1 protein-coding gene is annotated in these 16143 nt (G+C 75.0%); it reads right to left on the bottom strand.

Features of this window, described 5'->3' with window-relative positions; translation table 11 throughout:
• Positions 1–99 precede the first annotated feature (99 nt).
• Positions 100–16134 (bottom strand): type I polyketide synthase, encoded by a 16035-nt coding sequence (locus MUK52_RS03005; RefSeq protein WP_284574475.1) that lies wholly within the window; start codon positions 16132–16134, stop codon positions 100–102.
• Between the last annotated feature and the right edge of the window lie 9 nt (positions 16135–16143).

Genomic DNA, 16143 nt, shown 5'->3' on the forward strand with positions numbered 1-16143 from the left:
GTTTTCCCTAGAGGCGTGCCGCGGCGGCGGGACACGGCGGCGCACCGGACGCCCCGGGGAGGGGTGTCCGGTGCGCCGGTCCGGGGAGGTCGGCCCGTGTCAGCCGCGGCCGGTGCGCGCGTGCGCGGTGAGCCACTCCTCCATGATCTGTGCGGTCTGCGCCGAGTCCTCCCGGATCACCGACAGGTGGTCGGCGTCCACGGGCCGCTCGTGCGCTCCCGCGACGAGGGGGGCGCGCTCGGCCGAAGGCTGCTGTTCGATCGGCCGGTCATCGGCTCCGAACAGCTGCTTGGCGCACTTCACCAGGAGCACGGGGGCGCTGGTGTGCTGCACCTGGAGCCGGCTGAGGAGGACCATCCAGCGGCCCATGGCCGACAGCCGGGCGCTGCTGAGCCGGACGACGGGGCCCTCGTCCGCACGGGCCTGCGGGCCGGTGGCGCCGAAGTTGAGCCGCATCATGCCCTGGTAGTCGATGCCTTCGTCGTCCTTGTGCTGGAAGCTGTACGTGTCCAGCAGCACCACGGCGGCGGGCCGGATGCCCCAGGTGTGTTCCAGCAGTCCGGCCGCCGCGTAGGCGAAGGAGCCGCCGGAGGAGTGGCCGACGAGGGCGAACGGCTTGCCCTCGGCCGCCCGCAGGGCGCTCTCGGCGATCACCCGGGTGGCGACCTCCGGGGTGGCGGGCAGCCGTTCCCCGGTCTCGAACCCGACCAGGGGCAGCGCCGCCACCTCCCGCTTGCCGCGGAAGTGAGCGGCGAGCCGGGCGTACTGGTGGACGCCCGCGTTGGCGGTGGGCGCGCTGATGCAGATGAGCTTGGGGGCGGCCGGGCCCTCGGCGAGGGTGGACGCGTAGGGCAGGTCCTCCAGTTCGGCCGATGCCTCGAAGCTGGGGCGGAGCGCGGCCACGGCGACGAGCATGCGCTGGGCCTCGGCCGCCTTGCCGTCGGCGAGGGCGCTGGTGAACAGGTTCTCCAGGGAGCCGGGGTCTGCCTCGCCGGAGGGCAGGGCCAGGGTGGCGCCGGTGCCGTCCTCGGCCCTGGCCTGCTGGGCGAGTTCGCCGCGCAGCCAGCCCGCCAGGTCCGCGGGCGTCTTGTTGTCGAAGACGACCGTCGCGGACAGCCGCATTCCCGTGCAGGCGGCGAGCTTGTTGCGCAGTTCGACGGCGGTCAGCGAGTCGAAGCCCAGCTCGTAGAAGTCCCGGTCGGCCTCGACGGCGTCGGCGGAGGCGTGGCCGAGCACGGTCGCGGCTTCGGTCCGCACCAGATCGGTGAGGTACCGCAGGCGGTCCTTCTCGCCGAGCGCGAGGAGCCGGCGGGCGAGGTCGGCGGCGGCGTCCTTGCCGCCCGCGCTGTTGGCTGCGGTGCGCCGGGTGGTGCGCACCAGGCCGCGGAACAGCGGGGGGACCTCGCCCTGCGGGCGCATGCCGGCACCGGTCAGCCCGATCGGGATGACGAGCGGTTCGGCGGAGCCGAGGGCGGCCTCGAACAGGGCGAGGCCCTGGTCGATGGAGAGCGGGGGCATGCCGCCGGACTGCATGCGCCGCATGTCGGTGTCGCTGAGCTCGCTGGTCATGCCGTCGTCCTGGACCCAGGGGCCCCAGGCCAGCGAGGTGCCGGGCAGTCCGAGCGCGGCACGGTGGTCGGCGAGGGTGTCGAGGAAGGAGTTCGCGGCCGCGTAGTTGCCCTGGCCGGGGCTGCCCATGACGCCGGCGATGGACGAGAACGTCACGAAGGCGGCCAGGTCGAGCCCTTGGGTCAGCTCGTGCAGGTGCCAGGCCGCGTCGACCTTGGGGCGCAGGACGTCCGACAGCCGTGCGGGCGTCAGCGAGGTGATGACGCCGTCGTCGAGCACACCGGCCGTGTGGATCACGGCGGTGAGCGGGTGCGCAGCCGGGACGGCCGCGATCAGGGCGGCGGCGGCCTCCCGGTCGGCGGTGTCGCAGGCGGCGACGGTGACGTCTACGCCGAGGCTCTCCAGTTCGGCGGCCAGTTCGGCGGCGCCGGGTGCGGCGGGGCCGCGCCGGCTGGTGAGGAGCAGGTGCCGGACGCCGCGGGCGGCGAGCCTGCGGGCGAGGTGCCGGCCGAGCGCGCCGGTGCCACCGGTGACCAGGACGGTTCCCTCGGGGTTCCACACGGGCGGCATGGTGAGCACCGTGCCGTCCAGGGGCCCGCCCTCCGGGGTGCGGGCGCGCAGGGCCGCCCGGGCGTGCCGGATGTCGTACGAGGCGGCGGGGGCGGCGGGGGCGGCGGCGGCCTGTTCCCACGTCCGGCCGTGGGGGACGGGGGCGAGCCCGCTCTCCTCCAGGACGGCGACGGGTCCGGCGGGCACCGCCCGCAGGCTCGTCACCCGGTCGCCTACCCGCAGACCGTGCACGCCGGGGCCGGTGGCGCTGACGGTGCCGGCGATCCGGGCGGCGGGGCCGTCGGCGGTTTCGCCGGTGAGTCCGGCGGCCGCGACGGCGACGCGTACCTCGTCGTCGGCGAGCTGCCGTGCCGCGTCGGGGCAGGGCTCCAGCCGCAGGTCGCCGGCCGCGCCGCCGTCGGCCGGGGCCAGCCGCCATGCCTGTCCGGCGGGCGGCAGCAGGCTCGGGGCGGTGGCCAGCCGGGCGAGCCTGCCGACGCGCAGCACCCCGTCGCGTACGGCGAACTGGGCCTCGCCCGCGGCGAGCGGGCCGGCGAGCAGGGGGAGGGCGTCGGTGACGTCGGTGTCCCGTTCGGTGTCGAGGAGGACGAACCGGTCGGGGTGCTCGGAGTTCGCCGAGCGCACCAGGCCCCAGGCGGCGCCTCCCGTGAGGTCGGTGACGGTGTCGCCGTCGGTGGCGCGGACGGCCCGGCGGGTGACGAAGACGAGCCGGGAGGCGGCGAACCGCTCCCCGTCCAGCCACTCCCGCACCAGGGCCAGGACCTGTCCGGTCAGGGCGTGTACGGCCGCGGGCACGTCGCCGCCGGTGCACTCGGGCAGGCGTACGACGGCCAGGTCCGGGACGTTGGCGCCGGGCGCGGCGAGTTCGGCGAGGGTGGCGGTGCGGGAGCCGAGGCCGTACGGGTCGTCGGCGCCGAGGGCGCGGGCGTCCGGTGCTGCGGTGTCCGCGCCGTCCGTGTCGGCCGGGATCCACTCGATGTGGAACAGCGGTTCGCGGTCGGTGGCGCGGGCGGTGCCGGTGCCGGCTTCGGCGGCCGCGGACAGGGTGACCGACTCGGCGGACAGGACGGGGGCGCCCTCGGCGTCGTAGGCGCCGACGGCGACCGTGTCCTCACCGGAGCGGGTCAGGCGGACGCGCAGCACGGAGGCGCCGCCTGCGTGCAGGGTGAGTCCCTGCCAGGCCCGGGGCTGCGGCAGCCGGTCCTCGTCGCCGAGGCCGAGCAGGGCGGCGCCGTGCAGGGCCGCCGCGGACAGGGCGGGGTGCAGGCCGAACCAGCGGGCGTCGTCGGCGGTCTCGCCGGCCAGCCGTACCTCGGCGAACACCTCCTCGCCGTGCAGCCAGGCGGCGTGCAGGCCCTGGAAGACGGGTCCGGGTGCGCCGTCGCCGTAGAAGCCGTCGAGGTCGACGGCCGCGGCGCCCGCGGGCGGCCAGACCAGCGGGGCCTGCGGCGGGGTGAAGGGCTGGGCGGTCAGGGTGCCGGCGGCGTGCCGGGTCCAGGGTTCTTCGGGGGCCGCGTCGCCGGGGCGCGCGTAGCAGGCGACGGAACGGTCCCCGCTGTCCTCGTCGGGCGCGCCGACCCAGACCTGGATGACCGGTTCGGTGCCGCCGTCGAGCGGCAGCGGTGCGGTGACGGTGAACTCCTTGAGGTGTCCGCAGCCGACCTGGTCGCCCGCCTGGACGGCGAGCTCGAGGAAGGCGGTGGCCGGGAAGCGGGCGGCGCCGCCGGTGCGGTGGTCGAGCAGCCACGGGTGGACGCGGAGGGAGAGCCTGCTGGTGAACAGCGCGCCGTCGGATCCGGCGAGCGGGACGGCGGCGCCGAGCAGCGGGTGTGCGGCGGGGACGAGGCCCGCCGAGGTGACGTCCCCGGACAGGGGTGCGGGGCGCGGCCAGTACCGGTCGTGCCGGAAGGCGTACGTGGGCAGGGCGGTGGTGTGGGCGCCGGTGCCGTCGAAGATCCGCGGCCAGTCGACTGCCACGCCGCTGACGTACAGCCGGGCCAGGGCGGTGGCCAGGGCGCTCTCCTCGGGCTGGTCCGCGCGCAGGCTGGACACGCAGACGCAGTGGCCGGTGTCCTCGCCGAGGCTCTGGGGGGCCAGGGCGGCGAGGGTGCCGTCGGGGCCGACCTCCAGGAAGGCGGAGGCTCCGGCGTCGCGCAGGGCGCGCACGGCGTCGGCGAAGCGGACCGTTTCGCGCACGTGCCGGACCCAGTAGGCGGGGTCGCGGAGCTGCTCGGCTCCGGCCTGGGCGCCGGTGAGGGTGGAGACGAGCGGGACGGCCGGCTCGGCGAAGGCCAGGCCGGTGACGACGGCCCGGAACTCGTCCAGCATCGGGTCCATCAGCGGGGAGTGGAAGGCGTGCGAGACCCGCAGCCGCTTGGTCCTGCGGCCCATGCGCTCGATGTGGTCCCGTACGGCCTCCACCGCGTCCGCGGCGCCGGAGACGACGACCGAGGACGGTGCGTTGACGGCGGCGACGGCCACCCGCGCGGTGAGCAGCGGGCGGACTTCGTCCTCGGTGGCCTGGAGGGCGGCCATCGCGCCGCCTTCGGGCAGGGCCTGCATCAGCCGGCCCCGGGCGGCGACCAGGGTGCACGCGTCGGCGAGGCTGAGCACCCCGGCCACGTGGGCGGCGGCGATCTCGCCGACGGAGTGGCCGGCGACGAAGTCGGGGCGTACGCCGAGGGAGGTGAGCAGCCGGAACAGGGCCACCTCCACGGCGAACAGCCCGGTCTGGGCGTATTCCGTCCGGTCGGCCGCTTCGGCGTCGTCTCCCCAGACGACCTCGCGGACCGGCCGTTCCAGGCGGGGGTCGAGCTCCTCGCACACGGCGTCGAAGGCGTCGGCGAACACCGGGAAGCGGTCGTACAGTTCGCGGCCCATGCCGAGGCGCTGCGCGCCCTGCCCGGAGAAGAGGAAGGCGGTGGTGTGGGCGGCGGCCTCGCCCCGCGCGGCCTCCGTGCCGTCGACGAGGACGGCACGGTGCGCGAAGGTGCTGCGGGTGGTGGCGAGGGAGTGGCCGATGTCGAGCGGGTCACGGCCCTCGGCGTGTGCCGTGAGGCGGGCGAGCTGCTCGTCCAGGGCGGCGGGGGTCGCGCCGGACACCGGCCACGGCACGGCGGAGGGCCGCACGAGCGGTGCCGCGGGCGGTGCGTCCGCCGGGGTCCCGGCGGGCGGGGTCGCGCCGGACGGGGCCTGCTCGATGATCGTGTGGGCGTTGGTGCCGCTGATGCCGAAGGAGGACACGCCGGCCCGCCGGGGGCGGTCCGTCCGGGGCCACGGCCGGGCCTCGGTGAGCAGGTCGATGGCGCCGGCGGTCCAGTCGACGTGGGTCGAGGGCTCGTCGATGTGGAGGGACTTGGGCAGGAGGCCGTGCCGCAGCGCGAGGACGGTCTTGATCACGCCGGCCACGCCGGCGGCGGCCTGGGTGTGCCCGATGTTGGATTTCAGCGAGCCGAGCAGCAGCGGCCGCTCGGGGTCGCGGCCCTGGCCGTAGGTGGCCAGGAGGGCCTGCGCCTCGATGGGGTCGCCGAGGGCGGTGCCGGTGCCGTGGCCCTCGACGGCGTCCACGTCGGCCGGGGTCAGTCCGGCCGCGGCGAGGGCCTGGCGGATGACGCGCTGCTGGGAGGGGCCGTTGGGGGCGGTGATGCCGTTGGAGGCGCCGTCCTGGTTGACGGCGGAGCCGCGTACGAGCGCCAGGACCTCGTGTCCGTTGGCCCGGGCGTCGGAGAGGCGTTCCAGGACGAGCATGCCGACGCCCTCGGACCAGTTGGTGCCGTCGGCGGCGTCCGAGTACGCCTTGCAGCGGCCGTCGGCGGCGATGCCGCCCTGGACGGTCATGCCCGTGAAGCCGACGGGGGTCGCCATGACGGTGACGCCGCCGGCGAGGGCCAGCGAGCATTCGCCGGCCCTCAGCGCCTGGCCGGCCGAGTGCAGGGCCACCAGGGAGGAGGAGCAGGCGGTGTCGACGGTGACGGCGGGGCCTTCGAGGCCGAGGACGTAGGAGACGCGCCCGGACAGCACGCTGGAGGCGAGGCCGGTGCCGGCGTGGGCGCCGATGTCCTCGCGGGAGTTCATCATCAGCGTCGCGTAGTCGAGGCCGCTGGTGCCGACGAACACGCCGGTGCGGCTGCCGTGCAGGGTGTCGGGTGCGATGCCGGCCCGCTCGACGGCCTCCCAGGAGGTTTCCAGCAGCAGGCGCTGCTGGGGGTCCATCGCCATCGCCTCACGGGGCGAGATCCCGAAGAAGCCGGCGTCGAAGTCGGCTACGCCGGGGACGAATCCGGCTTCCAGGGTGGCGCTGCGGCCCCGTCCGTCGCGGTCGCCGGAGCGGAGGGCCGCCAGGTCCCAGCCGCGGTCGGTGGGGAAGGGTTCGATGCCGTCTCCGCCGGTGGAGACCAGCTGCCACAGGTCCTCGGGGGTGCGGACCCCGCCGGGCAGGCGGCAGGCCATGCCGATGATGGCGATCGGGTCGTCGTCGGCGGCGGTGCGGGGCGCGGCGGCGTCCGTGCCGTCCGGTTTCTGCTCGTCGAGCAGTTCACCGAGGAGGTGCCGGGCGAGGGCGGTGGCGGTCGGGTAGTCGTAGACGGCCGTGGCGGACAGCTTGACGCCGGTGGCGAGGCCGAGGCGGGCGGAGAGGTCGACGGCGGTGAGCGAGTCGAACCCGAGGTCGCGGAACTTGCGGTCGGCGGCGACGGCCGCCTTGCCGGTGTGGCCGAGGACCGCCGCCACGTGGGTGCGGACCAGGTCGGTGACGAGGGTCGGGCGGTCGGCGGAGGGCAGGGCCCGCAGGCGCAGGGTGAGTTCGTGTGCCTGCGAGCTGATGTCCTCGCGGGCCGTCTCGGCGGCGGCGAGGGCCTGTCGGGCGGCCGGGAGTCCGGCCAGCAGCGGGTTGCCGCGCAGTCCCACGAGGGTGTCGAGGATCTGCGGCTGGCGCAGGTCGAGCATGATCAGGGTCGGGGCCGGCCGGGTGACGGCCTGCCGCAGGGCGGCGAGTGCCAGCTCGGGGTGCACGGCGGGAGCCGCCGTCCGGCGGGCACCCGGCGCGCCGGCCTCGGCGGAGGCCGGGCCGCGGTCGGCCGTGCCGGGCTCCACGGGTTCACCGGCGGCCGGTTCGCCGTCCATCCAGGCGCCCCAGGCCAGGGAGGTGGCGGGCAGGCCGCGCGCGTGGCGCTGCTGGGCGAGCGCGTCGAGGACGGCGTTCGCGGCGGCGGCGGCCGCCCGGCCGGGGGTGCCGACGGCACCGGCCACGGAGGAGAAGAGCACGAACGCCGACAGGTCGAGGCCCTGCGTCAGTTCGTCCAGGTGGAGTGCCGTCAGCGCCTTGGCGCGGTGTACGGCGGTCAGCCGCTGCGGGGTCAGGTCGTCCAGCACCCCGTCGTCGACGGTGCCGGCCGCGTGGACCACGGCCGTGAGCGGGTGCTCGGCGGGGACGGCCGCGAGTACGGCGGCCAGGGCGTCCCGGTCGGCGGTGTCACAGGCCACGACGGTGGCTTCGGCGCCCAGGGCGCGCAGTTCGGCGACGAGTTCGGCGCTGCCGGGAGCGGCGGGGCCGCGCCGGCCGACGAGCAGCAGGTGGCGTACGCCCGCGGCCGCGAGCCAGCGGGCGGTACGGCTGCCCCGGCCGCCGGTGCCGCCGGTGACCAGCACGGTGCCGTCGGCGTGTGCGGCGGCGGGCTGCCAGCCCGCGTCCGGCGAGCCGGCGGGCGCGGGCACCAGCCGTCGTACGTACACGGCGGAGTCGCGCACCGCGATCTGGTCCTCGCCGTCCAGGCCGGCCAGGACGGCGCTGAGCCGCCGGGCGGCCCGCGCGCCGAGCGTTTCGGGCAGGTCGATGAGCCCGCCCCAGCGCTGCGGGTGTTCCAGGGCGGCGACCCGGCCGAGTCCCCAGATGCCGGCCTGGGCCGGGGACGGCAGGTCCTCGGTCCGGGCGACGGCAACCGCGCCGCGGGTCGCGCACCACAGGGGAGCGGTGATCCCGGCGTCGGCCAGGGCCTGGAAGAGCACGGCCGTCGCCGCGGCGGCCTCGGCCGGAGCCGGGGCGGGCAGCGCGAGCACGCCCGCGAATCCCGCCGCGGGGTGAGTGAGTCGTCGCAGCGTGGCGGCCAGCGAGGTCCGGTCCGTTCCCGCTTCCACGGTGAGGTGCAGGGCGTCGGGGCCGGCCGCTTCCCGTACGGCGGCGGTCCAGCCGTCGTCCGCGCCCTCGGCGGGCGTGACCACGAGCCAGGTCCCGGCGGGCCTGCCCTCCGCCACGGCGCCCAGCGGCTGCCACGTCTCGTGGAACCGCAGGGCGTCGAGCAGCGCCTGGTCGCGGCGGTGCCTGCGCCAGTCCGACAGGGCGGGCAGCACGGCGCCGAGCGCGTCGCCGTCCACGCGGAGGTCGGTGGCCAGGGCGGCCAGGTCCCCGCTCTCGACGGCCGTCCAGAACTCCGCGTCGGCGGAATCGGCGCGGGTGGTGTCGGCGGTCGGGACGGCGGAGCCGGTCTGCGGCCAGTGGCGGGTGCGCTGGAAGGCGTAGGTGGGCAGGTCGACGGTCCGGGCGGCGGTGCCGTCGAAGAGCCGCGTCCAGTCGACGCGTACACCGTTGACGTGCAGCCGGGCGAGCGCCTCGACCAGCACCCGCTCCTCCGGCCTCCCGGCCCGCAGCGCGGGCACGGCGACGCAGACGTCGTCCTGGGCTCCGAGGGCGGTCCGGGTGGCTGCGGTGAGGATGCCGTCGGGGCCGAGTTCCAGGAACGCGGAGACTCCGGCCTCGCGCAGCGCGCCGATCCCGTCGGCGAACCGTACGGTCTCGCGGACGTGCCGCACCCAGTAGTCGGGGGTGGTGACGAGGCCCGGGCCGGCCACCGCACCCGTCAGGTTCGACACGAGTGCCAGCTGCGGCTCGGCGTAGGCGATCCGGGCCGCCACGGCCCGGAACCCGTCCAGCATGGGGTCCATCAGCGGGGAGTGGAAGGCGTGCGACACCCGCAGCCGGGTGGCCTTGCGGCCCGCGGCCTCGAAGTGCGCGCCGATCCGCGCGACCGCGTCGGCGGCGCCGGAGACGACCACCGAGGACGGCCCGTTGACGGCCGCGATCGACACCGTCTCCGGCAGCGTGTCCGTGTCGAGCAGCGCCCGCAGCTCCTCCTCGGTGGCCTGCACGGCCGTCATGGCTCCGCCCTCGGGGAGGGCCTGCATCAGCCGGCCGCGCGCCGCTACGAGCGCGCAGGCGTCGGCGAGGCCGAAGACCCCTGCGACGTGAGCGGCGGCGATCTCGCCGACCGAGTGGCCGGCGACGAACCCGGGTTCCACACCCAGCGATTCGACCAGCCGGTACAGCGCCACCTCGGTGGCGAACAAGCCCGCCTGCGCATACGCGGTGCCGTTCAGCGTGTCCTCGTCCTCACCCCACACGACCGTGCGGACGGGACGGTCGAGGTGCTCGTCGAGGGCCGCGCTCACGGCATCGAAGGCCTCGGCGAACACCGGGAAGCGGGCGTACAGCTCGCGGCCCATGCCGAGCCGCTGGGAGCCCTGTCCGGAGAAGAGCACGGCCGTGATCCGGCTCTCCGCGGCTGCCGCACGGGCGATCTCGGCTCCGTCCACGAGGACGGCCCGGTGCTCGAACACGCCGCGTCCCGCCGCCAGCGAGTACGCGACGTCCAGGGCGGGCAGGGCGCCGGCGTGGGCGGTCAGCCGGTCGATCTGCGCGTCGAGGGCGGTCTCGGACGTGCCGGACACCACCCAGGGCGCGACCGCGGGCAGAGCGGAGGGGTCCGCGTCGGGCGCGTCGGCCGGCGGCGCCTGCTCGATGATCGTGTGGGCGTTGGTGCCGCTGATGCCGAACGCCGACACGGCGGCGCGGCGCGGCCTGTCGACGGACGGCCACGGCGTGGTCTCCGAGAGCAGCCGCACGTCTCCGGCGGACCAGTCGACGTGGGTGGAGGGTGCGTCCACGTGCAGGGTCCGCGGGGCGGTCGAGTGGCGCATGGCCATGACCATCTTGATCACACCGGCCACACCGGCCGCGGCCTGGGTGTGCCCGATGTTCGACTTGAGCGAGCCGAGGAGGAGCGGCCGGCCGCCCTCGCCGCGCTCCCGGCCGTAGGTGGCCAGCAGCGCCTGCGCCTCGATGGGGTCGCCGAGGGTCGTACCGGTGCCGTGCCCCTCGACCACGTCGACGTCGGCGGGCGTCAGGCCCGCGTTGGCGAGGGCCTGCCGGATGACCCGCTGCTGGGCCGGCCCGTTGGGGGCGGTGAGGCCGTTCGAGGCGCCGTCCTGGTTGACGGCGGAGCCGCGTACCAGCGCCAGCACCTGGTGCCCGTTGCGGCGGGCGTCCGAGAGCCGTTCCAGGACGAGGACGCCCACGCCCTCGGACCAGCCGGTGCCGTCGGCGGCGTCCGCGTACGCCTTGCAGCGCCCGTCGGTGGCGAGGCCGCCCTGCCGGGTGAAGCCGGGGAATCCCAGCGAGGAGGACATCACGGTGACGCCGCCGGCGAGGGCGAGGGAGGACTCGCCGGTGCGCAGGGACTGGGCGGCCAGGTGGATGGCCACGAGGGAGGAGGAGCAGGCGGTGTCCACGGTGACGGCCGGGCCCTCGAGGCCGAGGGTGTAGGAGACGCGGCCGGAGACGACGCTGGCCGCGAGGCCGGTGCCGGCGTGGCCCTCGATGTCCTCGGTGGAGTTCATCACGAGGGTGAGGTAGTCCTGGCCGCCGGTGCCGACGAACACGCCGGTCGCGCTGCCGCGCAGGGTGTTCGGGTCGATGGCGGCGCGCTCGACGGCCTCCCAGGAGGTTTCCAGCAGGAGCCGCTGCTGGGGGTCCATGGCGAGGGCCTCGCGCGGCGAGATCCCGAAGAATCCGGCGTCGAACTCGGCGACCCCGTGGAGGAATCCGCCCTTGGCGGTGGCACTGCGGCCCCGGCCGTCCGGGCCGCTGCCGGCGCCGAGGAGGGTGTCCAGGTCCCAGCCGCGGTCGGTGGGGAAGTCGGCGATCCCTTCCCGGCCTTCGAGGACGAGGTCCCACAGGTCCTCGGGCGAGTCGATGCCGCCGGGCAGGCGGCAGGCCATGCCGACGATCGCGATCGGGTCGTCGGCCGCTCCGGTGGCCACGGCGGCCGGCAGGCGTACGTCGCCGTTCTCGTCGAGGAGTTCGGCGAGGAGGTGGGTGGCGAGCGCGGTGGGGGTGGGGTAGTCGAAGACGAGGGTGGCGGGCAGCCGCAGGCCGGTGGCCTCGGTGAGGCGGTTGCGGAGCTCCAGGGCGGTGAGGGAGTCGAGTCCCAGGTCGTGGAAGTCCCGGTCCGCGCCGATGGTCTGTGCGGAGGCGTGCCCGAGGACGGCTGCCGCTTCCGTGCGCACCATCTCGACGACGGTGCGGGTGCGTTCGGCCTCGCGCAGCTCCCACAGCCGGGCGGCGAGCGCGACGGCCGTCGCGGCTCCGCCCGCGGTGGTGGCGGCCATCCGCCGCCCGCCGCGGACCAGCCCCCGGAACATGGTGGGCACGTCGCCGCGCAGCCGTGCCCCGGTTCCGGTGGCGAGCCGGCCGAGGGGGACGAGGTAGGGCAGGTCGGTGGCCATCGCCGCATCCAGGAGCGCCAGCCCCTGCTCCACGGAGAGCGGCGGAACACCGGAAGCCGCGATCCGCTGCCGGTCCGCCTCGGACAGTGTCGCCGTCATACCACCCGACGGCGCCCACGCACCCCACGCCAGCGACTGCCCCGCCAGACCCAGACCACGGCGATACGCCGCCAACGCATCCAGGAAGACGTTCGCCGCCGCGTAATTGCCCTGACCCGCCGAACCCATCACACCCGAGACCGACGAGAACAACACAAACGCCGACAGGTCAAGGCCCTGCGTCAGCTCGTGCAGATGCCAGGCCGCATCCACCTTCGGACGCAACACCCCCGACAACCGCTCAGCCGTCAACGACGTCACCACACCGTCATCCAGCACACCGGCGGCGTGAACCACCGCCGACAACCCCACCCCGGCCAACACCTCCGCCAGCGCATCCCGGTCCGCCACATCACACGCCACCACCGACACATCCGCACCGGAAGCAACCAGCTCATCCCGCAACTCCACCGCACCCGGAGCATCCAGCCCCCGACGCGACACCAACAACAGACGCCGCACCCCGTGAACAGCCACCAGATGCCGGGCCACCTCACGACCCAGACCACCCGTACCACCCGTCACCAGCACAGTCCCGTCCCCCAACGGCGACCCCACCACACCGGCATCCCGGCCCAGTCGCGCGAGGCGGCCCACATGGGCCACACCGCCCCGGACGAGAACCTGCGACTCCCCCGCCGCAAGCACCTGCGCGAGGGACAGCTCGGAATCGTCGTCGACGTCCACGAGGAGGAAGCGGCCCGGGTTCTCGGACTCCGCCGCCCGCACCAGGCCCCACACCGCGGCGCCCGCCAGGTCGGCCCCCGACACCGCACCCCGCGTCACGAACGCCAGACGCGAACCGTCGGGCCCCGCCAGCAACTCCTGCACCGCGGCGAGGGCCCGGGCGCACGCCGCGTGGACCGCCTCGGGCGAGACACCGCTCTCGACGGAGAAGACCGTGAGCGCCGCGTCGTCGACAGCAGAGCCTCCCGAGAGGTCCGCCGGGGTCCACTCCAGGCGCAGCAGCCCGTCGCGCCCCGGCACCGTCTCCACGGGCATCGCGAGAGCTCCGAGACGGAGCTCCGCCACCGACAGCACCGGTGCGCCCTCGGCGTCCACCAGCACGAGCGAGACGCAGTCCTCAGCCGTACGCCCGATCCGCGCCCGCACGGCCGACGCGCCCGCCGCATGCAGCGACACACCACGCCAGGCCACCGGCACCAGCTCCCGGCCCTCCGCGGCCGCCCGCACCACCTCGGCCAGCAACGCCGGGTGCAGACCAAAACGGTCCGCCTCCCGCGCCACCTCGCCCGACAGCACGAACTCCGCCTCGGCTCCGTGGGCGTCCGTCACCACGGCGGGTGAACCGGTGACCAGCACGCCTGCGGCGTGCTCGGTCCACTCGGCATCGGAGTCCTGCTCGCGCCGTGAGTGCAGCGTGACGGGCCGGCCTCCGTTCTCGTCCGGTGCGCCCACCCACACCTGGACGGCAACGGCGCCGTCCATGGCGAGCACGAGCGGCTCGGTGTGCGTCAGCTCCTGGACGCGGCCACAGCCGACCTGGTCGGCGGCCCGGAGGGCAAGTTCCAGCAGGCCCGTCGCCGGGAAGACCACCTGGCCGTCCACCACGTGTTCCGCCAGCCAGGGCTGGGAGGCACAGGACAGGCGCCCCGTGAGCACCGTCCCGTCCGAGCCGGCCAGGAAGACGGCAGCGCCCAGCAGCGGGTGCTCGGCGGGTCGGAGTCCGGCGCCGGCGACATCGCCCACGGGCAGCGCGGGCCTCGGCCAGTAGCGCTCGTGCTGGAAGGCGTACGTCGGCAGGTCGACGCCACGCGCGCCCGTGCCGTCGTACAGACGTGCCCAGTCGACCGCCACGCCCGCGCAGTACAGCCGTGCCAGCCCGTCGACGAGCGCCCGCTCCTCACCCCGCCCCTTGCGCAGCACCGGGACGGCGACCTCGGCCTCCACACTCAACTGGGCCAGCGCACACAGGCTCCCGTCCGGACCCAGCTCAAGAAACGTGTCGACGCCCTGCTCCGCCAGCGAACGCACCGCGTCGGCAAACCGCACCGTCTCCCGCACATGCCGCACCCAGTACTCCGGATCACACACCAGGTCGGCATCCGTCGCCATCGCGATCTCCGGAGCGGAGAACGACAGCCCGGACACCACCGCACGGAACTCGTCCAGCATCGGATCCATCAACGGCGAGTGGAACGCATGCGACACCCGCAACCGGGTCGTCTTGCGGCCCAGGGCCTCGAAGTGGGTCCGAACGGCCTCAACCGCGACCTCGGCACCCGAAACCACCACAGCCGACGGGCCGTTGACGGCGGCAACCGACACAAACTCGCCCAGCAGCGGACCGACTTCCTCCTCCGTCGCCTGGACCGCCGCCATCGCACCGCCCCCGGGCAGCGCCTGCATCAGCCGACCACGCGCCGACACCAGCACACACGCATCCGCCAGCGACAACACCCCGGCCACATGCGCAGCCGCCACCTCACCCACCGAATGCCCGGCCACAAAACCCGGCCGCACACCCAACGACTCCACCAACCGGAACAACGCCACCTCGACCGCGAACAACGCCGCCTGCGCACACGCCGTCCCGTTCAGCGCCGCCTCGTCACCACCCCACACCACATCCCGAACCGGAACATCCAACTCCGCACACACCGCGTCAAACGCCGCCGCAAACACCGGAAAACGGGCATACAACTCCCGCCCCATCCCCAACCGCTGCGACCCCTGACCCGAGAACAGGAAAGCCACGGACCGGTCCCCGGCCACCCCCCGCGCAACCTCGACCCCGTCCACCAGCACCGCCCGGTGCGTCAGGCTCGCACGTCGCGCGGCCAGGGAGTAGCCGACGTCCGTCGCGGACTTTCCGGGCGCGGCGCCCAGGCGGACGAGCTGCGCGTCCAGCGCGGCCGGGGACTTGCCCGACACCACCCACGGAGCGACGGCCGGTGTCACGGCCGGCTCGGCGGGCTCCGTCGACCCCGTCGGCTCGCTTTCGGCTGTCGGACTCTGCTCGATGATCGTGTGGGCGTTGGTGCCGCTGATGCCGAAGGCCGACACGGCGGCCCGGCGCGGGCGGCCCGTGGCCGGCCAGTCCGTCTGTTCGGTCAGCAGGGAGACCTCACCGGCCGACCAGTCCACGTGCGTGGTCGGCTTGTCCACGTGCAGGGTGCGCGGCAGCACGCCCTCCCGCATCGCCATGACCATCTTGATCACACCCGCCACACCCGCCGCGGCCTGCGTATGACCGATGTTCGACTTGAGCGAGCCGAGCAGGAGCGGCCGGCCCCCGGCACGGTTCTCGCCGTAGGTGGCCAGGAGCGCCTGGGCCTCGATCGGGTCACCCAGCGGCGTACCCGTCCCGTGCCCCTCCACCACATCCACGTCCGCCGGCGACAGACCCGCCGACGCAAGCGCCTGACGGATCACCCGCTGCTGCGACGGCCCGTTCGGCGCGGTCAGGCCGTTCGACGCACCGTCCTGGTTCACGGCCGAGCCACGGACCACGGCCAGCACCTCGTGCCCGTTGCGCCGGGCGTCCGAGAGCCGCTCCAGAACCAGTACGCCCACCCCCTCGGACCAGCCGGTGCCGTCGGCGGCATCCGCGAACGCCTTGCACCGCCCGTCCCCCGCCAGCCCGCCCTGCCGGCTGAAGCCGGAGAAGCTCATCGGCGTGGACAGGACGGTCACACCGCCGGCCAGGGCCATGGTGCACTCCCCCGAGCGCAGGGCGTGCGCGGCGACGTGGAGTGCGACGAGCGAGGACGAGCAGGCGGTGTCGAGGGTCACCGCCGGGCCTTCCAGCCCGAAGGCGTACGAGATGCGGCCGGAGAGGACGCTGGCCGTCAGGCCGGTCGTCGCATGGCCCTCCACGTCCTCCAGGGAGTTCATGACCACGCCCACGTAGTCCACGCCCGCCGTGCCGACGAAGACGCCGGTGCGGCTGCCGCGCAGGGTCGCCGGGTCGATCCCGGCCCGTTCGAACGCCTCCCAGGAGGTCTCCAGCAGCAGTCGCTGCTGGGGGTCCATCGCCATCGCCTCACGCGGGGAGATCCCGAAGAAGTCCGCGTCGAAGGCCGCTGCGTCGACGAAGCCGCCCTCCACCGAGGCGCTGCTGCCGTTCCCGTCGCCGGACAGGGCCTCCAGGTTCCAGCCCCGGTCGGTGGGGAAGGGGGAGATGCCGTCGCGGCCCTCCGTCACGAGCCGCCACAGGTCCTCGGGCGAGCGCACACCGCCGGGGAGGCGGCACGACATACCGACGATCGCGATCGGCTCCTGCTTCTCCGACTCGACTTCCAGCAGTCGTTGGCGCGTCTGGTGCAGATCAGCGGTGACCCACTTGAGGTAGTCAACGAGCTTGCTGTCGTTCGACATGGGGGTGGA

Origin of the sequence: Streptomyces sp. 2P-4, assembly GCF_030167965.1 — a bacterium.
Classification (GTDB): Bacteria; Actinomycetota; Actinomycetes; order Streptomycetales; family Streptomycetaceae; genus Streptomyces; species Streptomyces globosus_A.

Coding starts and splice junctions, on each gene's coding strand:
- MUK52_RS03005 (WP_284574475.1), bottom strand. CDS start 16,134: ATGTCGAACGACAGCAAGCTCGTTGACTACCTCAAGTGGGTCACCGCT.